This is a genomic window from Pseudomonas sp. (assembly GCF_030683065.1).
Lineage (GTDB): Bacteria > Pseudomonadota > Gammaproteobacteria > Pseudomonadales > Pseudomonadaceae > Aquipseudomonas.
The window spans coordinates 43,879-67,128 of record NZ_JAUXMX010000040.1 but is presented as its reverse complement, the minus strand read 5'-3'; the positions used below and the strand labels follow the sequence as shown (position 1 = coordinate 67,128).

Annotated in this window: 21 protein-coding genes; 8 read left to right on the top strand and 13 right to left on the bottom strand. The window is 59.6% G+C overall.

Annotated elements, in window-relative coordinates; all coding sequences use genetic code 11:
• Nucleotides 1-20 precede the first annotated feature (20 nt).
• Genes Q8K09_RS13225 through nudC form a run of 3 tightly spaced genes read left to right on the top strand, consistent with a single transcriptional unit; the run spans nucleotide 21 to nucleotide 3,394 of the window.
• Nucleotides 21-833 carry a crotonase/enoyl-CoA hydratase family protein gene (locus tag Q8K09_RS13225; protein ID WP_305255426.1) on the top strand — a complete coding sequence of 271 codons (813 nt, stop codon included), beginning with the start codon at nucleotides 21-23 and terminating at the stop codon, nucleotides 831-833.
• A 50-nt stretch (nucleotides 834-883) separates the two neighbouring features.
• Entirely contained in the window at nucleotides 884-2,563 is a 1,680-nt protein-coding gene (locus Q8K09_RS13220; protein WP_305255425.1) for a ferrous iron transporter B, read from the top strand.
• On the top strand, nucleotides 2,564-3,394 hold the full coding sequence (gene nudC, locus Q8K09_RS13215) for an NAD(+) diphosphatase (RefSeq protein WP_305255423.1): 831 nt from the start codon (nucleotides 2,564-2,566) through the stop codon (nucleotides 3,392-3,394).
• A gap of 3 nt (nucleotides 3,395-3,397) precedes the next feature.
• On the opposite strand, the gene Q8K09_RS13210 is transcribed toward nudC, so the two are convergent.
• Nucleotides 3,398-4,177 (bottom strand): TSUP family transporter, encoded by a 780-nt coding sequence (locus tag Q8K09_RS13210; RefSeq protein WP_305255514.1) that lies wholly within the window; start codon nucleotides 4,175-4,177, stop codon nucleotides 3,398-3,400.
• A 106-nt stretch (nucleotides 4,178-4,283) separates the two neighbouring features.
• Here Q8K09_RS13210 and Q8K09_RS13205 point away from each other — a divergent pair, with 106 nt between their 5' ends.
• On the top strand, nucleotides 4,284-4,931 hold the full coding sequence (locus Q8K09_RS13205; protein WP_305255422.1) for a hypothetical protein: 648 nt from the start codon (nucleotides 4,284-4,286) through the stop codon (nucleotides 4,929-4,931).
• Nucleotides 4,932-4,979: 48 nt separating this feature from the next.
• Here the strand turns inward: Q8K09_RS13205 and Q8K09_RS13200 are convergent, their stop codons facing one another.
• The 4 genes from Q8K09_RS13200 to Q8K09_RS13185 form a co-directional block, all read right to left on the bottom strand.
• Nucleotides 4,980-5,747: an SDR family oxidoreductase gene (locus tag Q8K09_RS13200; RefSeq protein ID WP_305255421.1), complete on the bottom strand. Its 768-nt coding sequence runs from the start codon at nucleotides 5,745-5,747 to the stop codon at nucleotides 4,980-4,982.
• A 37-nt stretch (nucleotides 5,748-5,784) separates the two neighbouring features.
• A complete protein-coding gene (locus Q8K09_RS13195) occupies nucleotides 5,785-6,852 on the bottom strand; it encodes a phosphotransferase family protein (RefSeq protein ID WP_305255420.1) in 1,068 nt (355 codons plus the stop codon).
• 196 nt (nucleotides 6,853-7,048) lie between these two features.
• On the bottom strand, nucleotides 7,049-7,363 hold the full coding sequence (locus tag Q8K09_RS13190; protein ID WP_305255513.1) for an SCP2 sterol-binding domain-containing protein: 315 nt from the start codon (nucleotides 7,361-7,363) through the stop codon (nucleotides 7,049-7,051).
• A gap of 56 nt (nucleotides 7,364-7,419) precedes the next feature.
• Nucleotides 7,420-8,130, bottom strand: coding sequence for a histidine phosphatase family protein (locus Q8K09_RS13185; protein WP_305255419.1), 711 nt, complete (start codon nucleotides 8,128-8,130; stop codon nucleotides 7,420-7,422).
• Nucleotides 8,131-8,338: 208 nt separating this feature from the next.
• Here Q8K09_RS13185 and sohB point away from each other — a divergent pair, with 208 nt between their 5' ends.
• Both sohB and Q8K09_RS13175 read left to right on the top strand, forming a co-directional pair.
• Entirely contained in the window at nucleotides 8,339-9,358 is a 1,020-nt protein-coding gene (gene sohB, locus Q8K09_RS13180) for a protease SohB (RefSeq protein WP_305255418.1), read from the top strand.
• Nucleotides 9,359-9,632: 274 nt separating this feature from the next.
• Nucleotides 9,633-10,625: a YhdH/YhfP family quinone oxidoreductase gene (locus tag Q8K09_RS13175; RefSeq protein WP_305255417.1), complete on the top strand. Its 993-nt coding sequence runs from the start codon at nucleotides 9,633-9,635 to the stop codon at nucleotides 10,623-10,625.
• Nucleotides 10,626-10,778: 153 nt separating this feature from the next.
• On the opposite strand, the gene Q8K09_RS13170 is transcribed toward Q8K09_RS13175, so the two are convergent.
• Nucleotides 10,779-11,276 (bottom strand): DUF934 domain-containing protein, encoded by a 498-nt coding sequence (locus tag Q8K09_RS13170; RefSeq protein WP_305255416.1) that lies wholly within the window; start codon nucleotides 11,274-11,276, stop codon nucleotides 10,779-10,781.
• Nucleotides 11,260-12,918, bottom strand: a complete 1,659-nt coding sequence (locus tag Q8K09_RS13165; protein WP_305255415.1) for a nitrite/sulfite reductase — start codon at nucleotides 12,916-12,918, stop codon at nucleotides 11,260-11,262. The genes Q8K09_RS13170 and Q8K09_RS13165 overlap by 17 nt, the downstream gene beginning before the upstream one ends.
• 700 nt (nucleotides 12,919-13,618) lie before the next feature.
• On the opposite strand from Q8K09_RS13165, the gene Q8K09_RS13160 reads away from it, so the two are divergent.
• Nucleotides 13,619-14,725, top strand: coding sequence for an ABC transporter substrate-binding protein (locus Q8K09_RS13160; RefSeq protein WP_370869533.1), 1,107 nt, complete (start codon nucleotides 13,619-13,621; stop codon nucleotides 14,723-14,725).
• A gap of 23 nt (nucleotides 14,726-14,748) precedes the next feature.
• Here the strand turns inward: Q8K09_RS13160 and Q8K09_RS13155 are convergent, their stop codons facing one another.
• The 3 genes from Q8K09_RS13155 to Q8K09_RS13145 all read right to left on the bottom strand — a co-directional run bounded on the left by Q8K09_RS13155 (nucleotide 14,749) and on the right by Q8K09_RS13145 (nucleotide 17,517).
• Nucleotides 14,749-14,973: a DUF2970 domain-containing protein gene (locus tag Q8K09_RS13155; protein WP_305255413.1), complete on the bottom strand. Its 225-nt coding sequence runs from the start codon at nucleotides 14,971-14,973 to the stop codon at nucleotides 14,749-14,751.
• 53 nt (nucleotides 14,974-15,026) lie between these two features.
• A complete protein-coding gene (locus tag Q8K09_RS13150) occupies nucleotides 15,027-16,352 on the bottom strand; it encodes an MATE family efflux transporter (protein ID WP_305255412.1) in 1,326 nt (441 codons plus the stop codon).
• Nucleotides 16,353-16,470: 118 nt separating this feature from the next.
• Nucleotides 16,471-17,517, bottom strand: coding sequence for an RNA methyltransferase (locus Q8K09_RS13145; RefSeq protein ID WP_305255411.1), 1,047 nt, complete (start codon nucleotides 17,515-17,517; stop codon nucleotides 16,471-16,473).
• 152 nt (nucleotides 17,518-17,669) lie between these two features.
• Here Q8K09_RS13145 and Q8K09_RS13140 point away from each other — a divergent pair, with 152 nt between their 5' ends.
• Nucleotides 17,670-17,972, top strand: a complete 303-nt coding sequence (locus Q8K09_RS13140) for a DUF1883 domain-containing protein (RefSeq protein ID WP_305255410.1) — start codon at nucleotides 17,670-17,672, stop codon at nucleotides 17,970-17,972.
• Nucleotides 17,973-18,160: 188 nt separating this feature from the next.
• On the opposite strand, the gene Q8K09_RS13135 is transcribed toward Q8K09_RS13140, so the two are convergent.
• The 3 genes from Q8K09_RS13135 to metH form a co-directional block, all read right to left on the bottom strand.
• Nucleotides 18,161-18,688: an AAA family ATPase gene (locus Q8K09_RS13135; RefSeq protein ID WP_305255409.1), complete on the bottom strand. Its 528-nt coding sequence runs from the start codon at nucleotides 18,686-18,688 to the stop codon at nucleotides 18,161-18,163.
• Complete coding sequence (pnuC, locus tag Q8K09_RS13130) at nucleotides 18,685-19,251, bottom strand: nicotinamide riboside transporter PnuC (protein ID WP_305255408.1); 567 nt, start codon at nucleotides 19,249-19,251, stop codon at nucleotides 18,685-18,687. The genes Q8K09_RS13135 and pnuC overlap by 4 nt, the downstream gene beginning before the upstream one ends.
• A gap of 150 nt (nucleotides 19,252-19,401) precedes the next feature.
• The gene (gene metH, locus Q8K09_RS13125) at nucleotides 19,402-23,118 is read right to left on the bottom strand and encodes a methionine synthase (protein WP_305255407.1); all 3,717 of its coding nucleotides are present in this window, start codon (nucleotides 23,116-23,118) and stop codon (nucleotides 19,402-19,404) included.
• Between the last annotated feature and the right edge of the window lie 132 nt (nucleotides 23,119-23,250).

The following is a 23,250-nucleotide window of genomic DNA, read 5'->3' as shown; positions in this document are numbered from 1 at the left end:
TGCTGCTGAGGATGACTGCCGTGTCCGACTACAAAGCGTTTAGCGTCGAGTTGGCAGATAAGATCGCCCACGTGATGATCAATCGCCCGGAAAAGATCAACGCCATGAACGCCGATTTTTGGCTGGAGATCATTGAGATCTTCCGCTGGATCGACGCCACGGATGAGGTGCGGGTGGTGGTGCTATCGGGGGCCGGCAAGCATTTTTCTTCCGGTATCGACCTGATGATGTTGGCCCAGCTTGGCAGTCAGATGGGCCCGGATGTTGGCCGCAACGCGGAAAAACTACGGCGCAAGATTCTCGAACTGCAAGCCTCGTTCAATGCTGTCGACCAGTGCCGAAAACCGGTGTTGGCGGCGATCCAGGGCTACTGCCTGGGCGGGGCCATCGACCTGGTTTCAGCCTGCGACATGCGCTACTCGACGGTCGACGCACAGTTCTCGATCAAGGAAATCGACATTGGCATGGCTGCTGATGTGGGTACCTTGCAGCGCCTGCCGCGGATCATCGGCGATGGCATGATGCGCGAGCTGGCCTTCACCGGTCGCACCATCGACGGTGAAGAAGCGCGCAGTATCGGCCTGGTAAATCGCACCTTCGCAGATGCCACTGCGTTGCTCGAAGGCGTGATGGGGATTGCTCGCGAAATCGCCGCGAAATCACCGCTCGCGGTACGTGGCACCAAGGAAATGATTCGCTACATGCGCGACCACCGGGTCGACGATGGTCTCGAGTACATCGCCACCTGGAATGCGGCAATGCTGCAGTCGGTTGATTTGCGCGTCGCTATGGCTGCGCACATGAGTAAGCAAAAGCCAGAGTTCGCTGACTGATGCGACCTATGCCATTGTCTTCTCTACCGACGCGGGAGGCGCACTAGCGCATGGTTTCTGGAGTCACATCACTCAGTTTGGTGCGCAGTGAATTGTTCACCACTATGGAGGAGGCTGAGTCGAGCCTCGAGCATTTCATTGCCGAGCGACATAACGGCAGCCTGCTGCAGCAGGCGGTGGAGAGTCTTCATCAAGTCCGCGGTACGCTCAACCTGGTCGAGCTGACCGGTGCCGAGTTGCTTGCTCAGGAAGTGCTTGAGCAAGCCACCGATATTCCTGCCGGTGCCGGTGAAGAGCGTGATGCACAGCTCTCGGCGCTGAGTAATGCACTGCACGTGCTGCGCCGTTACCTCGAAAGCGTCGACGTGCACCGCCAGGAAATGCCCGAGTTGCTGCTGCCGGCGATCAATGACTTGCGCCAGGCTGGGGGACAGGCAGCTTTGCCGGAAAGTTTTTTCTTCAGCGTGCGCCTCGACCATGCCCGTCCGCGAACCGCGCCGGTTGCCCTGGATGCTGCGGCCAAGGAAGTCGAGGGGCGGCGCTTGCGCCATATGTACCAGGTGGGCCTGCTCGGTTTTATCCGCGAGCAGAATCCGCAGGCCAGCCTCAAGCTGATGGGCCGAGCAATGCTGCGCCTGGACAGTCTGTATGCCAACGAGCCGCGAGGCAGATTGTGCTGGATCGGCGCTGCAGCCGTGGAGGCGCAGTTCGATGGCCAGTTGTTAGCGCGTAAGTCGCGCAAGCAGTTGTTCTCGCGCATCGATCGCGAGCTCAAGCAGGTGCTTGCCAATAGTCAGTACGAAACGCCGCGCAGCCTGCTCAAAGAGCTGCTCTATCTGGTGGCCTTGGCCGATAGTCACGGGCCTGCGGCAACGCCCGTTCGCGAGCTGTTTGGGTTGACCTCGTTACCATTCACTGACCACCTGCTGGAAGAGGAGTACCAGCGACTGGCGGGCCCTGGGCAGGCGGTCATGCGCTCGCTGAGTTCGGCTATTCGCGAAGAGCTGACTAGCGTCAAGGACATGCTTGATCTTATCGAGCGAGGCACTGTGCAGGCCGAAAACCTTGGCAATCTGCATGCGCTGCTCGGAAAGCTGAGTAAGACCTTGGGCATGGTCGGCCTCAGTTCGGCAGACAATGTGCTCAATGCGCAACTGCAGACGGTTGCAGCCTGGAGTGAGGAGCACCCCCCGCACCCGCAGGAACTGCTCAAGCTGGCCGATGCAGTGCTTTATGCTGAAGGGATGGTCGCGAGCCTGGAGCGCGGTGAGCGGCGAGACACCAGCGTCGGGCAGTTGCCACCGGGTAGGGAGCTCGAATCCTTCGCTTATTATCAGCTCAACGAAGCGCGTATTGTCGTGATTGATGAAGCCCGCGGTGGCCTGGCGCTCGCCAAGCGCGCAATCACTGCCTACCTGGAAGCCAACGGCGACCGTATGCACTTGTCCAATGTGCCGTTCAGCCTGCAGGCAGTGCGCGGCGGCTTGTGGTTTCTCGGCCAGGAGCGGGCGGCCGCTCTCGTCGGCGCCTGTGCCGAATATATCCAGACGCAGATGTTTGAAGCCCCGCAGATGCCTTCTGAGCAAATGTTGGAAACCCTGGCCGATGCACTCAGCAGTCTCGAGTACTACCTGGAAGCCGGTGCAGTAATGCGTCCGGAAACCCAGCCTAGTGTGCTCGACCTGGCGGCGGAAAGCGTACGTGCCCTTGGCTTACCGGTAGCAGCATAAATGACTCAACGTTGGCAGCCCGCTTTACTCGATAATCAGCAGCCCGGTGGTTGGGTTGTGGCGCATTGCAAGCAACACTTCCTGGCAGACAGCAATGGTGTGCTGTTTCCCCGTGAGTGGCTGAAGAAGCAGGAGTTGCCAGTGCTCGCGGAGCATGGCATCGGTCATTTTGATGGCGATGCCATTTATTTGCTGGAACTGCAGGAACCGCTCGAGCTGCCTGGCTGTAGCTGGCAAAGCTTGCGCCAGTTCATGTTGCAAGGTGATGTCGACACCTTCAAGTTGCTCAGCTACGCGACGCAGGTTGGCACCTGGGCGCGCCAGCATCGCTTCTGCGGCAGCTGTGGTGGCCCCATGCAGCATTTTGCCGGTGAGCGTGCGATGCATTGTCCGCGTTGCGAGCTGCACCATTACCCGCGCCTGTCGCCGAGCATGATTGTGTTGGTCACGCGTGGTGATGAAATCCTCCTGGCCCGCTCACCGCGGTTCGTTCCTGGCGTTTACAGCACCCTGGCTGGTTTCGTCGAGGCGGGCGAGTCGGTCGAGCAGTGTGTGGCGCGCGAGGTGCGCGAAGAAGTCGGCGTCGAGGTGAAGAGCCTGCAATACCTGGGCAGCCAGGGCTGGCCATTCCCGCATTCGCTGATGCTCGGCTTCCATGCAGAATATGCCGCTGGCGAGATCGTTATGCAGGTCGACGAGATCGAGGATGCGCAGTGGTTCAGCGTGCACGACTTGCCACCCTTGCCTGCAGCGCGCTCGATTGCCCGCTACCTGATTGACGTTTACGTGGCGCAACGGCTGGGGCTGCCTGAGCCGTCGCTGTTGGTATAGTCGCTACGCCATGCCGAACCAGTGCTGCCAGGCGAGTCGCGCGGCCAGTGCCAGTACCATGACGATAAATACCGGGCGAATGAATTTCGAGCCGCCACGGATCGCCGAGCGCGCGCCGAGAAAAGCCCCGGCCATCAGGGCGATGCCCATGCAAATGCCCAATACCCAGGCCACTTGCCCGGCCATGATGAATATCATCAGGGCACAGGCGTTGCTGACGAAGTTCATGCTGCGTGCCACGCCACTGGCACGCACCAGATCGAGCGGGTAGAGCAACAGGCTGCTGACTGTCCAGAATGCCCCGGTACCCGGCCCGGCGACACCATCATAGAAACCCAGGCCGAGGCTTTGCGGCCACTGCCGGCCTTGTGCAATAGGCGCATCGGCGTTGAGCGGTGCTGCCGGGGTGCGACCGAACAGCAGGTACAACCCACAGGCGAACACTACCACCGGCAACAGTTGATTGAGCCAGGCCGCGGGCAGCCAGTGCACCAGTGTGGCGCCCAGCAGGGCACCAATCGCGGTGCCGATCAGCGCATTGCGCCAGGGGCGGGGAGTGAACAGCTTGCGCCGGTAAAACGTGTAGCTGGCGGTGGCAGAGCCAAAGGTGGCGCACAGTTTGTTGGTGCCCAGTACCAGGTGCGGTGGTAGGCCGGCCATCAACAGGGCCGGAATGGTCAGCAGGCCACCGCCGCCGGCAATGGCATCAATGAACCCGGCGACGAAGGCGACCAGTACGAGAATGGCCAGGGTTGCCGGGTCAACGGCAAGCTCGAAAGGCAAGGGCATGGAAAAGACGACCTGTATCCGATTGTGCAATGAACCTGCTGTGCGCAGGCGAGGTAGCTGCGCATAATGCCGGCAATTTCACGGGCAAGGAATCGACTCGATGCAATACGACGGCCTGGCATGGGCGACGGCGCTGCTGGCATTGCTGGTGGTGTTAGTTGCCGCGAGAATTCTCTTCAATAGCCACTGGTTTCTAGGCTGGTTACGCGGTACCTGCGGTCTGGCTTTTGTTGCCCTGGCCGGTTTCATTGGCCTGATCGCCTACGATCTCCATAGTTATGCGCCGCTGCCGGATGGCAAGCCGCTGGTGACCGTGAGCTTCGAGGCTGATGGCCCAGGTTATCGGGTCAATCTGCTGGAGGGCGGCAGCGAGCGTAACGTGCTGCTTGAGGGAGACTTGTGGCAGCTGGATGCGCGTTTGTTGCAATGGAAGGGGCTCGCTGCCCTGATTGGACTGCAACCCGGCTACCGTCTGGATAAGCTGTCGGCTCGTTTCCTCGCCATTGAGCAACAGGAGCAAGCCACGCTAGGTCAGGTCAAACTGGCTCAAAGCCCATATGGCGTTGATCTGTGGCGCTGGCTGCGCTTGGGTCAGCACGACTTGTTTATGTTCGATGCCCAGGCGCGTCGAGTCACCTACCTGCCGATTGCCGACCAGGCGGTATACCGCGTCAGCCTGACGCCGACCGGCTTGCTGGCAGAGCCGATGAATCAAGCGGCCAAGCAGGCGCTGCTGGATTGGCAGTGAGCGGTAAAAGGGACCCGCAGGTCCCTTTTTGTTGCGCCGGCACCTAACTCAGGACAGGAAGCCACCATCCACGTTCAGTGACACGCCGGTGGTGTAGCTGGAGGCGTCGCTGGCCAGGTACAGCACCGCGCCGGCCATCTCGCTCGGATCAGCCACGCGCCTGAGCGGGATGCGCTGCAGGGCGATGTTGAGGATGGCATCGTTCTTGGTCAATGCGGAGGCGAACTTGGTGTCGGTCAGGCCCGGCAGCAGGGCGTTGCAGCGGATGCCGAACTGCGCACATTCCTTGGCGAAGACCTTGGTCATGCTGATCACTGCGGCCTTGGTCACAGAGTAGATACCCTGCATCTCGCCCGGCGATACGCCGTTGATCGAGGCCACGTTGATGATGCTGCCGCCGCCATTTTCCTTCATCAGCTTGCCGCCTTCGATGGACATGAAGTAGTAGCCACGGATGTTGACGTCGACGGTTTTCTGGAAGGCCGACAGATCGGTTTCCAGCACGTTGCCGAACTGTGGGTTGGTCGCCGCATTGTTGACCAGAATGTCGAGGCGGCCGAACTGTTCGCGGATTTGCGCGAACACATTGTGGATTTGCTCCATTTCGCCGATGTGGCAGGCCATCGCAGTGGATTTGCCGCCTTCGGCAATGATCGCATCGGCAACGGCCTGACAGCCTTCGATCTTACGACTCGACACAATAACGTGAGCCCCTTGCTGGGCAAGCAGCTTGGCGATAGCTTCGCCAATGCCGCGGCTGGCGCCAGAGACGAAGGCGATCTTGCCGTCGAGGTCGAACAGTTGGGTCTTGGACATGGGCGTTTCCCTTATTGGTGAAGGCCTGTTCGGCCGATTACAACTGCGACTTGGCGATAACCTGCAGGCTCATTTGCTCCAGCAGCTTGTTCATTTGCACGAACTGGGCGAAGCGTTTGTCTTGGGTCTGGCCGTGGTAATAGCGGTAATAGATCTGCTGCACGATGCCGGCCAGGCGGAACAGGCCGTAGGTGTAGTAGTAGTCGATGTTCTTGATCTCGATGCCGGCGCGCTCGGCGTAGTAGTCGGCAAATTCCTGACGGCTGAGCATGCCCGGTGCATTGCTCGGCTGACGGCGGATCAGTTGCACCGGCGCGGGGTCGTCGGCCTCGATCCAGTAGGCAAGGGTGTTGCCCAGGTCCATCAGCGGGTCGCCGATGGTGGTCAACTCCCAGTCCAGTACACCGATGATCTGCATCGGGTTGCTTGGGTCGAGGATCACATTGTCGAAGCGGTAGTCGTTGTGCACGATGGCCGGCTTGGGGTGGTCGGCCGGCATCTTGTCTTTCAGCCAGGCCTTGACCGGTTCCCACAGTGGCGCGTCAGGGGTCAGGGCCTTCTCGTAGCGAGCGCTCCAGCCGCCGATCTGGCGCTCTACATAGCCTTCCGGTTTGCCCAGATCACCAAGGCCGCAGGCTATGTAGTCGACGTTGTGCAACTCGACCATCTTGTCGATAAAGCTCTTGCACAGCTGGCGGGTCTTGTCGGCGTCGAGGTTCAGTTCAGCTGGCATATCGGAGCGCAGGATGATGCCGTTGACCCGCTCCATTACATAAAATTCGGCACCGATTACCGATTCGTCGGTGCAGTGCACGTAGGCTTTCGGGCAGTAGGGGAACGCCTCGTAGAGCTGGTTGAGGATGCGGTACTCACGGCCCATGTCGTGAGCGGATTTGGCCTTTTGGCCAAAAGGCGGGCGGCGCAGGACGAATTCCTTCTCCGCGTATTCGAGCAGGTAGGTGAGGTTCGACGCGCCGCCAGGAAACTGGCTGATGCGCGGCTCGCCAGTCAGGCCGGGAATATGCGCCTTGAGGTACGCGTCAATGATCGCGGCGTCGAGCTCTTCGCCCTCGCGGATACGTGTGGACTGGTCAGTAAGCGCCATGCTTATCCCTTCTGCTTATGATGGGTGGCCTAGATTATTGGCTAATCTAATGCTGCGCCCGGGTCGTAACAAGTAATACAGGCCGTTATAGGCGGTCGTGTTGCCGCGCAATCAGGCAGCCTGATTTCACCAGCAGGCGAAAAAAAAACCGGAGCACGCGGCTCCGGTTTATTAGGTGAGGCTGCTGCCGTGAAGTTTAGACCGGGAACAGTTCGCCCAGCTTCATGGCCAGCATCATGTCGCCTTCGGCGCGCAGCTTGCCGCCCATGAAGGCCTGCATGCCATCGGTCTCGCCGCTGGTGATGCCCTTAAGGGTTTCGGTGTCCATGATCAGGGTCACGTTGGCGTTGTCGGCATCGCCTTGCTGGACGTCGCAGGTACCGTCCTTGATGACCAGGTAGTAGTTCTCACCGTCTTCGATGCTGAACTGGAACACAAGATCCAGGCCCGCAGCGGCAGAGGCGTTGAACTTGGACTGCATGGTATTGATGATGTCTGCAACGCTCATGATGTCTTCCTTTATTTTCAGGGTTTTCTCGCGTCCTTATGGGCGCGGTAGGCTGGAACTCAACGGTAGGTGATGAGTTCCGGCTCCTTCAGCAGCTGGAGATGCACATGGCTGTTGAAGGAAGCCAGGCTCACTTGGCTGCCGCGAAACTTCAGGCAGCTTAGTGAGGTGTTGACGATTTGCCAGTTTAGTTCAAAGGCCTTGTCGGCCGGCACGCCGGTAATCAGCTGCAGCAATGCTGTGATGGTGCCGCCGGAGGTGAATACGGCGATGTTCTGTTTGCTATCCGCCAGCTGTAACAGGCGAGTAAGTCCGCCCTGAACCTGCTCAACGAATGCCTGCCAGCTTTGCAGGCCGGGCTGGTCATGGTCGCCGGAAATCCAGCGGCCAATCAGCAGTGCGAAAATGCGCTGGAACTCGACACGGTTTTGCGGCCCATTGCGCAAGATATTCAGGGCTTCGGGTTCTTCGTCAAGCAAGCCGGGGAGCAAGTTGCGAATTACCGCGTCAGCGTCGAACTCGTTGAAGGCGGCATCTATATGTAAGTCAGGAATTGCCTGGCAGTTGCTGCCCAGCTGATTCATGGCTGTATTGGCAGTGTGCTGTTGGCGACGTAAGGCACCACTGATGCTGCGGTCGATACGAATACCGAGGTCCGCCAGGTGCGCGCCCAATACTTCAGCCTGACGAATACCGATGGGGGAGAGCACATCGTAGTCATCGGCGCCGAATGAAGCTTGGCCATGTCTGATCAGGTAAATACTGCCCACGTGCCAGCGTCCATGTTCGGTAAAGTTCGCCGAGCGTATGGGGATCGTGCAGGCCTGTCAACGAAAAAACATACGCTTGTTTGAATTTATGGCCCGTCATTCAAGCCTGTATGTCAGGCAACTGGTCGCCAGCGGGTGGCATCGGTATGCTTGGTTGCAGCGAGCGTTGAGCAACACTGGCGCTGGAATAAATAATGAGGGGAAGTGCGTGGAGTTTTTCGCAGAATATGCGGCCTTTCTGGCCAAGACGGTAACCCTGGTTGTTGCCATTGTGGTGGTCCTGGCCGCTTTGGTCGCGGTCCGCAGTAAGGGGCGGCGCGTTGTCGGGCATTTGCAGGTGGACAAGCTCAACGACTTCTATAAGCAGTTGCGCCAGCGTCTTGAGCTGGCGGTGCTGGACAAGGATCAACTCAAGGCCGCGCACCAGGCAGAAGCCAAGGCTGCCAAGCTGGCAAAAAAATCTGCTGTGCACAAGCCACGGGTATTTGTGCTGGACTTCGACGGCGATATCAAGGCATCGGCGACTGATGGTTTACGCCATGAAATTACCGCTTTGCTGAGCATGGCCACACCTCAGGATGAAGTGGTGCTGCGTCTGGAAAGTGGCGGTGGCATGGTGCATAGCTATGGCTTGGCGTCCTCGCAGTTGGCGCGAATTCGCCAAGCGGGCATCCCGCTGACAGTATGCATCGATAAAGTAGCGGCTAGCGGCGGCTACATGATGGCCTGCATCGGCGACAAGATCATTTCCGCACCCTTTGCCATGCTCGGTTCGATTGGCGTGGTTGCCCAGCTGCCCAATGTGCACCGCCTGCTTAAAAAGCATGACATTGATTTCGAGGTGCTTACTGCGGGCGAATACAAACGCACCCTGACCATATTTGGCGAAAACACCGAGAAGGGCCGGGAGAAATTCCAGGAAGACCTGGAAGTCATTCATGAGCTGTTCAAGAACTTCGTCGCCCGCTATCGGCCGCAACTGGATATCGACGATATCGCCACTGGAGAGGTCTGGCTGGGTATTGCCGCACTGGAAAAACAATTGGTCGATGAACTCAAGACCAGCGACGAATACCTGGCCGAGCGGGCCCGTGAGACTGAGCTGTTTCACCTGCACTACGCCGAGAAGAAAAGCTTGCAGGAGCGTGTCGGTCTGGCAGCCAGCGTTGCCTTGGATCGCTTCACCTTGAATTGGCTAAGCCGCCTTAACCAGCAGCGCTTCTGGTAGTCCACTTAAAGTAAGTAAGTGATTGCCAGGCGGTGACGCGTGATTGGCTCGCTGTGTTCACCCGGCGGGCCAGTTCCTTCACTTTGCCGCGTTGCAGTGCAGTAATTAGTAAGGTTATGTAGCAATTAGCTGTTGCGTGGGGTGTTTGGGGAAGAATACCGAGGGTGCGCCGTGCGCACCCTGCGAGGTCCGCTAGACCGAGGCCTGTTAGCCATTGCACCAATTAATTGGGACATCGCCATTAGTAAACACCCTTTCAACCCTGGAGATGAAAATGACCACGTTCACAGCACTGCAGGCCCGTGAAAGTGCGACGGGTGAGTTTGAGCAAGTAATTGTCCAGCGCAACATCAGTGAGTTGCCGGCCGGTGAACTGTTGATTCGGGTTCGCTACTCGTCACTGAATTACAAAGATGCATTGTCTGCCACTGGCAGCCGTGCGGTGACCAAGCATTTTCCACACACGCCAGGCATTGATGCCGCGGGCGTGGTCGAGCAGTCGAGCGTCGCTGAATTCAGCGTCGGCGATGAAGTGATTGTCACCGGCTATGACCTGGGCATGAATACCGCGGGTGGCTTCGCTCAGTACATTCGTATTCCATCAGCTTGGGCGCTGAAACGGCCTCAAGGCTTGACCCTGCGCGAGGCCATGGTGCTGGGTACTGCGGGCCTGACAGCCGCGCTCTGTGTCGACAAGCTTGAGCAGGCTGGCGTACTGCCGGATGCCGGGTCTGTTCTGGTGACGGGTGCGACCGGAGGCGTGGGCAGCATTGCCGTAGCGTTGCTCAACCAGCTCGGCTACAGCGTGGCGGCGTCTACTGGCAAGACTGAGCAGGGCGAGTTTCTCAAGAGCCTCGGTGCCCGACAGGTAGTGCCGCGCAGTGAGCTGCAGGAGGGAGCTGAGCGCCCGCTACTCAAGGAGCAATGGGCGGGTGCGGTGGATACCGTCGGCGGCGATATTCTGTTCAATGTGGTCAAGTCGCTACGCTACGGCGGCAGCGCTGCGTGCTGCGGGCTGACTGCCGGGGTGGCGTTCAAGGGCAGCGTACTGCCGTTCATCCTGCGCGGGGTTAATCTGCTTGGGGTGGACTCGGTCGAACTGCCGCTGGTGGTCAAAGCATCCATGTGGGACAAGCTCTCGTTGCAATGGAAACTCGACGACCTTGAACGCCTGGTCACTGAAGTCACGTTGCAAAATGTGCCCGAGGCCATCGGCCAGATACTCGCCGGCAAGCTGGTGGGTCGGGTATTGGTGCGCGTGGATTGAGTTCGCGCCTGCTGGCTGGTCAGCCCACCGCCCCTGTAGGAGCCAGCTTGCTGGCGCTGCGCGATGCCTGATCGCCGGCAAGCTGGCTCCTACGAATAACGTTGCTTCATAAAAAAGCCCTGCAATGCAGGGCTCTTTTGTTCAGGGCAACGATCAGGCGCGGCGGCGAAACAGTGGCTGCGGCTGGTCGCTGGAGGCTTGATAAACCTGCGAGAACTCCTCGAAGGCTTTCAGTGCGTCCAGTGGGTCCTTGTCTTCGCGCAGGGCGAAAGCATCGAAGCCGACGCGCTGGTAGGAAAACAGCTGGTCACGCAGCACATCACCGATGGCCCGCACTTCGCCTTTGTAGCCATAGCGGGTGCGCAGCAAATAGGCAGTGGAGCAGTGGCGGCCATCAGTAAAAGCAGGAAAGTTGAGGGCGATGACCTGGAAGTTTTCCAGCTGATCGGCAATCTCCTCGATCTCTTCCCCAGCATCCAGCCACACCCCCAGGCCGCCGTCGCGGGCCTTGAGTGCGCTCGGGTGTTCGATCCACAGCGCCAGCGGGACGATCAGGTCATCGCAGTTGCTCAGGCCATCGAGGGTGGTGTCCTTGGGCAGCAGATGCCAGGTTTCGTCGACCACCTGGCCATTCTTAATGATTCGCTGCATATACACGCTCCTTGAACAGGGCAACACCGATACGTCGGAAGGTGTCGAGGAAGCTTTCTTCATCGGTACGTTGCTCGACGTAGACCTTGATGATCTTGTCGATCACATCGGGCATGTCATCCTGGGCAAAGGATGGGCCGAGAATCTGCGCCAGGCTGGCATCGCGGCCAGAATTACCGCCGATGGATACCTGGTAGAACTCCTGCCCCTTTTTGTCCACGCCGAGAATGCCGATGTGGCCAACATGGTGATGGCCGCAGGCGTTCATGCAGCCGGAGATATTCAACTCGATGTTGCCGATGTCGAACAGGTAATCCAGGTCATCGAAACGGCGCTGGATGGCTTCGGCCACCGGGATCGACTTGGCGTTGGCCAGGGAGCAGAAGTCGCCACCCGGGCAGCAGATTATGTCGGTCAGCAGGCCCACGTTCGGAGTGGCAAAGCCATGCTCGCGCAGTTCACCCCAGAGGCTGAACAGCTGGCTCTGCTCGACGTCGGCGAGGATGATGTTCTGGTTGTGGCTGTTGCGCACCTCGGCAAAGCTGTAGCGATCAGCCAGGTCAGCGATACTGTCGAGTTGCTTGTCGGTGACATCTCCCGGTGCTACGCCGGTAGGTTTGAGCGACAGCGTGACAGCGACATAGCCGGGTTTCTTGTGGGCGAAGGTGTTGCGCTGGCGCCAGCGGGAGAAGCCTGGGTGCTCAGCATCAAGTTGCGCCAGAACCGCGTCCTGATCGTGCAGGGGCTTATAGGCCGGGTCGATGAAATGCGCAGCGACGCGCGTTACTTCGGCTTCGGTCAGGGTGGTTGGGCCATCCTTCAGGTGTACCCACTCGGCGTTGACGCGCTCGGCGAACACCTCGGGGGTCAGCGCCTTGACCAGAATCTTGATGCGCGCCTTGTACTTGTTATCGCGACGGCCATAGCGGTTGTAGACGCGCAGGATGGCGTCCAGGTAGCTGATCAAGTGCGGCCACGGCAGAAATTCATTGATGAAACTGCCGACCACCGGAGTGCGACCCAGGCCGCCACCGACGGAAACGCGAAAGCCCAGCTCTCCAGCGTCGTTGTTAACAGCTTCAAGGCCGATGTCATGCACCTCGATTGCCGCGCGGTCGTTGGTTGCACCATTGACTGCAATCTTGAATTTGCGCGGCAGGTGGGTGAACTCAGGGTGGAAGGTCGACCACTGACGGATGATTTCGCACCAGGGCCGTGGGTCGACAATCTCGTCCTTGGCCACGCCGGCGAACTGGTCAGTGGTGGTGTTGCGAATGCAGTTGCCGCTGGTCTGGATCGCGTGCATCTGCACAGTGGCCAGTTCGGCGAGGATCTCGGGCACGTCTTCCAGGTCAGGCCAGTTGAACTGAACGTTCTGCCGGGTGCTGATGTGGGCGTAGCCCTTGTCGTAGTCGCGGGCAATCTTGGCCATCATGCGCACCTGCTTGGAAGACAGCAGGCCGTAGGGCACGGCAACCCGCAACATAGGCGCGAAGCGTTGAATGTACAGGCCATTTTGCAAGCGTAGCGGGCGGAATTCTTCGCCACTCAGCTCGCCAGCCAGGTAACGGCGGGTCTGATCACGGAACTGCTGGACGCGGTCCTCAATGATTTGTTGATCGTACTGGTCGTATACGTACATGAAGAGTCCTGTGTCAGGCTGCTTACAGCAATTCTGCGCGCATGGGCGCACCCCTAACGGAGCTGCAGGAAGATACCAGCTCAAGGTTATGCGCAAAAGTGAAGTTTTAGTATATGGACAGAACTTCGAGTGCTAAGGACGGGCAAGAACATAACCTCACAGGCGCTGAAAATACTGGTGAGGGCGCTGCGAGTCTGCCTCCAGTTGTTCGCGGTGAATCATTAGGCCGCTTCACTTGGGGGAATCTGTCGCTACAGAAGGGCGTTTTGTTTAACGGGCAGGGCGTCCGTTGCGCAACGACAACCCACCAAGATTTGTCTCGCGCGAAGAGCCAGGCGGCACTGGCCTGTGGCGAGTGAGGAGATTGATCCAGTTAATCGGTCCGAGCCCGGGCTCGTTCATAACAAACGAAAGTTTTTGCTGTTCATTCAGTGCTTGAGCAAGCGCATGACCTAGGCTTAACTGCATAAGCGAACCACTCATAAGCATAATAAAAGGGTAGCCCATGACCGACCACACCGAAGTCGAAAGCCAAGACAGCGTTGCCGATGCCAGGGCGATTTTCGTTCTGATCCTGCTAGCCGTAATCACCGCAGTGTTCTGGGTCAGCCAGCAATAACCCGGATTTTTATACGTTTATGGACCGATGGCGGCAAAGAGCCATTGCCTGAGCCTATAATGCGCACGCTTTTCTGGAGGTATGTGCGTGATTGGGTCGGTTGTTGGTATTGCTTCTCTGCTGCTGTTCTCAATGCTCAGTAGCCTGGTTTCTGCGGCAAGCGCGGGTGCGCTCGTCACGGCCAAGGCTCCCGTGTCTGTGGTGTTTATCAATCCTGGCTATGCGAATGAGCCGTTCTGGGTCGGTTACATCGGTTACATGCACGAGGCTGCGGCTGACTTGGGGATCGAGTTGCGGGTGCTCGATGGTGAGCGTGACCAGCTCAAGGTGCTGCAGCATGCACGTGATGTTCTGCAAGCCCAAGAGCAGCCAACCTACCTGGTCTTCGTCAACGAACACTATGCCGGGCCCGAGATTCTTCGCCTGTTTGCTGACAGTCAGACCAAACTCTTCGCCCTGCACAGCACCCTAACCCCGGATCAACAGGCAATTGCCGGCGGCAGTCGGGAGAAGTATCACAACTGGATTGGCAGTCTGGTGCCCAACGATGAGGACGCCGGTTATCTGATGGCCAAGGCCTTGATCGCCCTGGCGCCAGCTGGCTCTGGCGAAATGGTCGCATTTTCGGGAATCAAGCAGACGCCATCCGCCACATTGCGTGAGGCGGGCCTGCATCGAGCGCTAGCCGAGCACCCAGGCATGCGCCTAAGGCAGCTGCTGTATGGGGAGTGGTCGAGCCAGCGCGCCTATGAACAGGCTCAAGTCCTGCTTGCGCGTTACCCCGATGTTGGCCTGGTGTGGGCGGCGAATGACGAGATGGCTTTTGGCGTCATGCGCGCGGCTGAGGAGCAGGGGCGGCAGCTGCGCTATTCGGCATTGAACAACTCAACGAAAGTGCTGCAGGCACGGATTGATGGGCGCGTTAGCGCTCTTGTAAGTGGCCATTTCATTCTTGGCGGCTGCGCCTTGGTCATGCTCCACGACCATGCTGCAGGCATGGATTTCGCTACACGCGGCGGCAAGGATCAACAGGCAAACCTGTTTCGCATGCTCAATAAGCAAGACGCCTTAAATTTTTTGCGGCGCATCAAAACGCGTGATGCCAGCCTGGATTTTCGTCGTTTCAGTACCGCGCTCAATCCGGGGCGGCAGGGCTATGATTGCTCTATCGACGGCCTGTTGCGCTAGGGGCTGAGGCTACAGTCCCGGGTTCAAACACCTGCGAAATGCAGCACCAGTTTGACCACAGAAAAAATCACCAGCACGAACAGCAGAGTGAACAGTATGCCGAGGATGATGAAATGGCTGGGTTTGCCGCGGCTGAAATCACGGCTGCGCTTCTTACCGCTCTGTACGCCAATGGCTGCTGCCAGCACGCTTTGCAGCATTTCCCATAGAGTCAGTGGCTTGTTGTCTGGATCATCCTGCTTGCTCATATGTACCCCTGGGTTGCGGTCTGTCAGGTTCGTCTAACAGCCACATTGGTTACCTACAACTGTATGTTGGTCCAGCCTCGTCGTTGCCACATCACGGCAAAAATCACCGAGGCGAGGCCGCGCTGGAGAATTTGTAGGCTCCAGATGGCCAACAAACCATAGCCCAAGATGGGGCCGAGCAGGTAAGCCAAGGGCAGAAAGAACAGCCACTGGTTGCCCAGGCTGACCAGCATCACCGTGCGGCTGGCGCCAGCGCCGAGCAGTGCCTGGGTGAGTACCAGGGCGGTGGCATCCAGCACCATGCCCAGGCCGGTCAGGCGCAACGGCCAGCTGCCCAGTTCAATCAATGCCGGATCGCTGACGAACAGTTGCAAGATAAGCTCCGGGTATAGCCAGAAGGGCGTGCCCAGCAGCAGCAGGCCGACTGCCGCGACCTTGACTACATCCCAGCCCCAGCGATGGGCGGCATCGAAGTCCTGTTCGCCCAGGCTGTGGCTGACCAGGGTGGTGGCCGCCATGCCCAGGCCGATCGCCGGCAGGATCAGCAGCAGCGCCAGGTTGATCAGCACATGAGCGACTGCCAGCTCGGCGGTGCCGACCTGGCCGATGATCCAGAACAGCGCGGTAATGCCGGTGGCGAAGAAGAATTGCTGAGCCGAGTTGGGCAGCGACAGGCGTAGCAGGCTGCGCAGGTCGATAATGCTGGGGCGGCGGGTCAGGAAGCCCTCCCCGCGAGCGCTGTGCCAAGTCTGCACGGCATAAATCAGTGAGCCCAGGTACAGCGCCAGAGTGGTGCCCAGCCCTGAGCCGGCTGCGCCCATTTGCGGTAAACCGAACAGGCCGTGGATTAACGAGTAGCTGATCAGCACATTGGCCAGGTGCATGATTACCAAGGTGCGCATATACACCCCGGAGCGGTGGCTGCCGTTCCAGTAGCCGCGGAAGGAGAAGTTCAGGCCGACGGCGAAAATCGCCAGCACGCGCCACTCGAAGTAGGTGGTGCCAATGCCCAGCACCTCGGGGTCGCCTGACAGCAGTCCAATGATCGGCTGGGCGTTCAGCCAGCAGAATACCGTTAGGGGCAGGGCGAGGCACAGCGCGATCAGCATGCTGGCATTCAGCGGTGCCGCGAGCTCATCCAGGCGACCTTCGCCGCGGCGGCGTGCAACCAGCGCTTGCACACCGGCACCAAGGCCCATGACCAGGGCGATGGCCATGAAGTTGGCGTAGCTGCCGATGCCGACGCCGGCCAATGCCTTCTCGCCGAGGTGGCCGACCATGGCCGCATCCACCAGGTTGAGGAGGCTCTGGCTGAGCATGCCGCCGATAATCGGCAGGCCGAGAGTGAGGATGTGGCGTAGGCGTTGACGCTCGATCATGCAGGGTTCGCTGTGGGCCTATTAGCCCGATCCATGGCCGGAAGTGGTGCGCATCTTAACCTGTGGACAGAGGCCGAGGCAGCGCCATGTCGACAGCAGCTTGCAGGGTGTCGCGGTCTCAAGCGCCAGTTGTGCGCTCAACCCGGCGACGGCGGTCGAGAACCTCGACTGCCCGCGCACGCAACTGACCACAACCACCGTCGATGTCCTGGCCGGCGGAGTTGCGCACCTTGGTCAGCACGCCGCGGCTGTGCAGGTAACGGACGATCTGCACGATACGGTCGCCATCCGGGCGCTGGAACTCATCGTCATCCAGGCTGTTATAGGGGATCAGGTTCATGATCGCGTACTTACCCTTGAGCAGGCGCAGGATGCCGTCCATTTCGGCCTGGCTGTCGTTGATGCCCTTGAGCAGCGTCCACTGGTACTGGATCGGATAATCGATCTGCCGTGCATAGCGCTCGCCTAGCTCGACCAGCTCCTCGGGGTCGATACGTGGCGCGCGTGGCAACAATTGCTGGCGCAGTTCGGCATCGGTGGTGTGCAGCGACAGGGCCAGTGCCGGCTTGATCCGCTGCTCTGGCAGGCGCTCGAATACGCGCGGATCGCCGACCGTGGAGAACACCAGATTGCGCTGGCCAATGCCGCCATCGCTGCCGAGCAGGTCGATGGCCTGCAGGACGTTGTCGAGGTTATGCGCCGGTTCCCCCATGCCCATGAACACCACTTTCTTTACTGGGCGAAAGCGTCGGGCCAAGGCCACCTGGGCGACGATCTCGGCTGTGCTCAACTGACGCAACAGCCCGCTCTTGCCGGTCATGCAGAACACGCACCCCACCGCGCAACCGACCTGACTTGACACGCAAAGACCGTCGCGTGGCAGCAGCACGCTTTCCACCATTTGCTTGTCGGCCAGCTCCACCAGCAACCGCGCCGAACCGTCCGTCGCTGGGTGTTCGGCGCTGAGACGAGCGAGTGCGTTGAGCGCTTCCGTCAGCTGCGGCAGGGCATTGCGCACCGCCAGCGGCAGGAAGTTTTCGCTTTGTTGATGTCGGGTACCGGTGTCCAGTGGCTTGCCTTGCAGCCAGGCACGGCTGATTCGCCCAATGTGTATGGGCTTGGCACCGAGGTCGGCGAGGCGCTGGTAGAAATCTTCGATCTGCATGGGGCGCGCATGCTATCACCGGGCGTGCAGTGACGGTATCTGTCACGTGGTGAGGTTTATTGCAGGCTGGTGTGACGAGTGCTTTGCTCAACCCCGCCCGCACACTCATACTAGCGCCTTGATTGGCCTGACCCAGCTGTGCGGAGCGGTAGATGAAATACATACACCAGCGCGAACACCTTAACGAAGACGACGAAGTCGTGATCGAGTGCTCGCAGACCTGCAATATCCGCCTGATGAGCGACGCGAACTTTCGCAGCTTCAAGAATGGCGGCCGACACACCTATCACGGCGGAGCTTTCGATACCTTCCCGGCGAGAATCACTGTGCCGAGCAGTGGCTTCTGGAATATCACCATTGATACCGTTACCCGTAAGGCGATCAGCGTGACGCGCAAGCCGACGCTCAAGCACTCGATCAAGATCATCCGCAAGTCGGCTACGCGGTTGAGTTGAACGGCGGATACCGCATGCGTTTGCAGGCGCTGGTAAACAGGCTGCACGAGAACGCCTTCTCCACCCGAAGCAAGTTCAAGGTCCGGTAGGGAGAGCAATCGTGCAGCGTTTTTAGCCGATAGCCTTAGCCTCCATACCCTGCCGGCCAGTGCTTTGGTGTGTGTTGTTGGCTTGGCACCGGCGGCGCCTCAGCTCGACGCAAGCCACTGCTGCACCACCTGCACGGCCTGGGCCTGGCGCTGCTGCCAGTCGCCCTGGATACACTGCAGTGGCTGGCGATGCAGGCGCAGCCAGCGTTCGCAGCTCAGGTGAAATTGCTGGCGTTGGGCCAAATCTGGTTGGCAGCGCTGCCCATCCTCTACCCAAGGCACCTGGTTTGGGCTGAGCAGCAGGTGCAGGTGGTATTCGCGCTCAAGCAGCGCCTGTTCCAGCCAGGTGGGGCAGTCGCCAAACAGTTCCTGGCTCCAGAGCATGTTGCTGAGCAGGTGGGTGTCGAGTATCAGCAGTTGCGGTCGCGCTGCGCGCGCCTGGTCTTCCCATTGCAGTTGCCCGCGTGCGATTTGCTCGATATCCGCATAACAGGTGTCGCGCTGGGTCTGTTCGATAAAGTGGCGAACGTATTCGCCGACCACAACACCGCCAAACTCGCTGTGGAGTTTGTCTGCCAGCCAGCTTTTGCCGCTGGACTCCGGGCCCGTCAAGACCAGCACCTTCATGCCGGGGCCAAGGCGCGGTCACGGCGCCAGGTCAGCCAGCCATTGAGCGCAAGCAAGGTGAATAGTGCATACAGGCCGGCAGTCAGATAAAGGCCGTGCTGCAGGAACAGCGCCACGAACAGTACGTCGAGGATGACCCACAGCGGCCAGCACTCAACGCGCTTCTGCGCCATCCAGACTTGTGCAACCAGGCTGAACGCGCTGAGCGTTGCGTCCTGCCAGGGTGCAGCGGCATCGGTGAATACCACCATCAGATAGCCCAGCAGCAATGCGCCTGTCGCCCCGGCAGCCAGGCTCAATAGCACGCCGTAGCGGTTGAGCCGATTGACCTGTACGCCGGTTTGGCCATCGCCGCCCCGCGTCCACTGCCACCAGCCGTAGAGTTGCAGCGCGGCATACACGCCCTGCAGGAGCATGTTCGAATACAGGGCGGCGTCGTAAAAAATCCAGCCATACATAACCACCATGACCAGGCCGATGGGCCAGCACCACGGGTTTTGCTTTACCGTCAGCCAGACAGCTACAACGCCAATAATCGATGCAACTATTTCCAGGGTCGACATAAGGCTCCATATCGAAATGCGCGAGGCGGCGATTGTAGCGATAACCCCGCGCAATGGCGTGGCCTGTGCTCGGCAGATTTAACCAGGCCGCAAGCAGCCAGGCCCGCATTGGCGGGCCTGGCTATGGACTAGTTGTGGGCTACTACCCGTTTAGTTGTCGTAGCCGAGGTTGGGCGCCAGCCAGCGTTCGCTGACATTCAGGGCTTGGTCCTTGCGCGCCGTGTAGCTTTCGACCTGGTCCTTGTCGATCTTGCCGACAGCAAAGTATTGCGCCTGTGGGTGGGCGAAGTACCAGCCGCTAACCGAGGCAGCGGGGAACATGGCGTAGTGTTCGGTAAGGAACACGCCACTGTGGCCAGCCTGGTGCTCTTTGGCGGCGGGGTCGAGCAGTTCGAACAGGGTGCCTTTCTCGGTGTGATCCGGGCAGGCCGGGTAGCCGGGGGCAGGGCGGATGCCTTTGTAGGCTTCCTTGATCAGTTCGTCGTTGCTCAGTGCTTCTTCCGGGTCGTAACCCCAGTACGTTGTCCGCACTTCGCGGTGCAGCCACTCGGCACAGGCTTCGGCCAGGCGATCGGCCAGGGCCTTGACCATGATCGAGTTGTAGTCGTCGCCGGCGTCCTGGTAGGCCTTGGCCACTTCTTCGGCACCGATGCCGGCGGTGGTGATGAAACCGCCTACATAATCGGTAATGCCGCTGTCTTTAGGGGCGACGAAGTCGGCCAGGGAGAAGTTCGGCTTGCCGTCCGGCTTGATCGTCTGCTGGCGCAGGTGATGCAGCTTGGCCAGCGGCTGGCCGTCCTCGCCATACAGTTCCAGGTCATCGTCCTGCACCTGATTGGCCGGCCAGAAACCGAATACGGCGCGCGCACTGATTAGTTTTTCGTCGATCAGTTTCTTGAGCATTTCCTGGGCGTCGGCATACAGCGCGGTGGCGGCTTCACCGACCACTTCATCGGTAAGGATGCGCGGGAACTTGCCAGCCAGGTCCCAGGAGATAAAGAACGGCGTCCAGTCGATGTACTCGGCCAGAACACTCAGGTCGATGTCTTGCAGCACCTTGATCCCGGTAAAGCTCGGCACGCTCGGCTGATACGTCGCCCAGTCGAACTTGGGTTTGTTCGCCACCGACTTGGCGTAGCTCAGGCGTTCGGTTCTGGCGCTGCGGTTTGCCGTACGTTCGCGCACCTCGATGTAATCGAGGCGGGTGCGTTCGACGAAACCGGCTTTCAGTTCCTTGGACAGCAACTGGGTGGCCACGCCGACCGCGCGCGAGGCGTCGGTGACGTAGATCACCGCGTCGTTCTGGTACTTGGGCTCGATTTTTACCGCGGTATGGGCTTTGGAGGTGGTGGCGCCGCCGATCATCAGCGGCAGGCTGAAGCCCTGGCGTTGCATCTCGCGGGCGACATGGACCATCTCATCGAGCGACGGAGTAATCAGCCCGGACAAGCCGATGATGTCGCATTTTTCGGCAATCGCGGTCTGCAGGATCTTCTCTGCCGGCACCATCACGCCCAGGTCGACGATGTCATAGCCGTTGCAGCCCAGAACCACGCCGACAATGTTCTTGCCGATGTCGTGCACATCGCCCTTGACCGTGGCCATGAGGATCTTGCCCTTGGCTTCCGGCTTGTCACCTTTTTCCAACTCGATAAAGGGGATCAGGTGAGCCACCGCCTGCTTCATCACCCGTGCGGACTTGACTACCTGGGGCAGGAACATCTTGCCCGAGCCGAACAGGTCGCCGACGATGTTCATGCCCGACATCAGCGGGCCTTCGATCACCTCGATCGGGCGCTTGAAGCCCTGCCGCGATTCCTCGGTGTCTTCGACAATATGGGTGGTGATGCCCTTGACCAGTGCGTGTTCGAGGCGCTTGTTGACGTGCCAGGTGCGCCATTCCTCGGTCTCGACTTCCTTGACGCTGCCATCGCCCTTGTAGTTGTCGGCAATCGCCAACAACGCCTCGGTGCCGTTGGGTGTGCGGTTGAGCACCACGTCTTCCACCGCATCGCGCAGCTCTTTGGGGATCTGGTCGTAGATTTCCAGCTGACCGGCGTTGACGATGCCCATGGTCAGGCCGTTCTGGATCGCGTAGTAGAGGAACACCGAGTGAATCGCCTCGCGCACCGGGTTGTTACCGCGGAACGAGAACGAGACGTTGGACACGCCGCCCGAAGTCAGGGCGTGGGGCAGGTGGTCGCGGATATAGGCGCAGGCTTCGATGAAGTCCACCGCGTAGTTGTTGTGTTCCTCGATGCCGGTGGCAATGGCGAAGATGTTCGGGTCGAAGATGATGTCTTCCGGCGGAAAGCCGACTTCATTCACTAGAATGTCGTAGCTGCGCTTGCAGATCTCGCGCTTGCGCGCGGCGGTGTCGGCTTGGCCGGCTTCGTCAAAGGCCATCACCACCACGGCGGCGCCATAGCGCTTGCACAGCTTGGCGTGGTGCTTGAACTGTTCGACACCTTCCTTCATCGAGATCGAGTTGACGATGCCCTTGCCCTGGATACATTTCAGGCCGGCTTCGATCACCTCCCACTTGGAGGAGTCGATCATGATCGGCACGCGCGAGATGTCCGGCTCGCCGGCGATCAGATTCAAGAAGGTGACCATCGCCTTCTGCGAATCGAGCATGCCCTCGTCCATGTTGATGTCGATCACCTGGGCGCCGGCTTCGACCTGCTGCAGGGCGACTTCCAGGGCTTCGGTGTAGTTGTCATCGCGGATCAGGCGGGCGAACTTGGCACTGCCGGTGATATTGGTGCGCTCGCCGACGTTGATGAACAGCGAGTTGCGGTCGATGGTGAAGGGCTCCAGGCCCGACAGGCGGCAAGCCTTGGGGATATCCGGAATAACCCGTGGCGGGTATTTGCTCACCGCCTCGGCAATCGCCTGGATATGCGCGGGGGTGGTGCCGCAGCAGCCACCGACAATATTGAGGAAACCGCTCTGGGCGAATTCCTCGATCACTGCCGCGGTTTCTGCCGGGGTTTCGTCGTATTCGCCGAAGGCGTTCGGCAGGCCGGCATTGGGGTGTGCGGAGACGAAGGTTTCGGCTTTGTTCGACAGCTCTTCCAGGTAGGGGCGCAAGTCTTTGGCCCCTAGCGCGCAGTTCAGGCCTACGGAAATCGGCTTGGAATGGCGTACCGAGTTCCAGAACGCTTCGGTGGTCTGCCCGGACAGGGTGCGACCGGAAGCGTCGGTGATGGTGCCGGAGATCATGATGGGCAACTCGACGCCATCGTCCTCGAACACTTGCTGCACGGCGAAGATCGCTGCTTTGGCGTTGAGGGTGTCGAAAATGGTCTCAATCAGGATCAGGTCTGCGCCGCCTTCGATCAGGCCGCGTGTCGCTTCGCTGTAGTTCTCCACCAATATGTCGAAGGTGACGTTGCGATAGCCGGGGTTGTTGACGTCTGGCGACAGCGAGCAGGTGCGGCTGGTCGGGCCAAGCACGCCGGCAACGAAACGCGGTTTGTCTGGCGTCTCCAGGGTCTTGGCGTCGGCCACCCGGCGTGCCAGGCGTGCACCTTCGAGGTTAAGCTCATAGGCCAGCGCTTCCATGCCATAGTCGGCCTGGGATACTTGCGTGGCGTTGAAGGTGTTGGTTTCGAGAATATCGGCGCCAGCATCCAGGTAGGCTTTCTCGATGGCGCCAATCACATCCGGTCGGCTGAGGATCAACAGGTCGTTATTGCCCTTCACATCGCTGGGCCAGTCGGCGAAGCGCGTGCCGCGGTAGTCCTCTTCTTCCAGTTTGTAGCTCTGGATCATGGTGCCCATGCCGCCATCGAGAATCAGGATGCGCTCTTTCAATGCTTGCTGAAGTGCGTGGAGGCGGGCGCTACGATCGGACGGGGACATGGACGGAACTACCTGAGCAAAGCTGACACAATGGGGGCGCAATCATAACAAAGCTGCGCGCTTTTGCAGCGCCCCGGTCTTTTGCATGAATAGTGCTCATGTTGCGCTCTGTGAGACAGCTAAACTCAATTA

Bases quoted from the DNA above. Each gene is read 5' to 3' on its own strand.
- Q8K09_RS13220 (WP_305255425.1), top strand. From the start codon at position 884: ATGGTTTCTGGAGTCACATCACTCAGTTTGGTGCGCAGTGAATTGTTC.
- nudC (WP_305255423.1), top strand. From the start codon at position 2,564: ATGACTCAACGTTGGCAGCCCGCTTTACTCGATAATCAGCAGCCCGGT.
- Q8K09_RS13205 (WP_305255422.1), top strand. From the start codon at position 4,284: ATGCAATACGACGGCCTGGCATGGGCGACGGCGCTGCTGGCATTGCTG.
- Q8K09_RS13200 (WP_305255421.1), bottom strand. From the start codon at position 5,747: ATGTCCAAGACCCAACTGTTCGACCTCGACGGCAAGATCGCCTTCGTC.
- Q8K09_RS13195 (WP_305255420.1), bottom strand. From the start codon at position 6,852: ATGGCGCTTACTGACCAGTCCACACGTATCCGCGAGGGCGAAGAGCTC.
- Q8K09_RS13175 (WP_305255417.1), top strand. From the start codon at position 9,633: ATGACCACGTTCACAGCACTGCAGGCCCGTGAAAGTGCGACGGGTGAG.
- Q8K09_RS13170 (WP_305255416.1), bottom strand. From the start codon at position 11,276: ATGCAGCGAATCATTAAGAATGGCCAGGTGGTCGACGAAACCTGGCAT.
- Q8K09_RS13165 (WP_305255415.1), bottom strand. From the start codon at position 12,918: ATGTACGTATACGACCAGTACGATCAACAAATCATTGAGGACCGCGTC.
- Q8K09_RS13160 (WP_370869533.1), top strand. From the start codon at position 13,619: ATGTGCGTGATTGGGTCGGTTGTTGGTATTGCTTCTCTGCTGCTGTTC.
- Q8K09_RS13155 (WP_305255413.1), bottom strand. From the start codon at position 14,973: ATGAGCAAGCAGGATGATCCAGACAACAAGCCACTGACTCTATGGGAA.
- Q8K09_RS13150 (WP_305255412.1), bottom strand. From the start codon at position 16,352: ATGATCGAGCGTCAACGCCTACGCCACATCCTCACTCTCGGCCTGCCG.
- Q8K09_RS13145 (WP_305255411.1), bottom strand. From the start codon at position 17,517: ATGCAGATCGAAGATTTCTACCAGCGCCTCGCCGACCTCGGTGCCAAG.
- Q8K09_RS13140 (WP_305255410.1), top strand. From the start codon at position 17,670: ATGAAATACATACACCAGCGCGAACACCTTAACGAAGACGACGAAGTC.
- Q8K09_RS13135 (WP_305255409.1), bottom strand. From the start codon at position 18,688: ATGAAGGTGCTGGTCTTGACGGGCCCGGAGTCCAGCGGCAAAAGCTGG.
- pnuC (WP_305255408.1), bottom strand. From the start codon at position 19,251: ATGTCGACCCTGGAAATAGTTGCATCGATTATTGGCGTTGTAGCTGTC.
- metH (WP_305255407.1), bottom strand. From the start codon at position 23,118: ATGTCCCCGTCCGATCGTAGCGCCCGCCTCCACGCACTTCAGCAAGCA.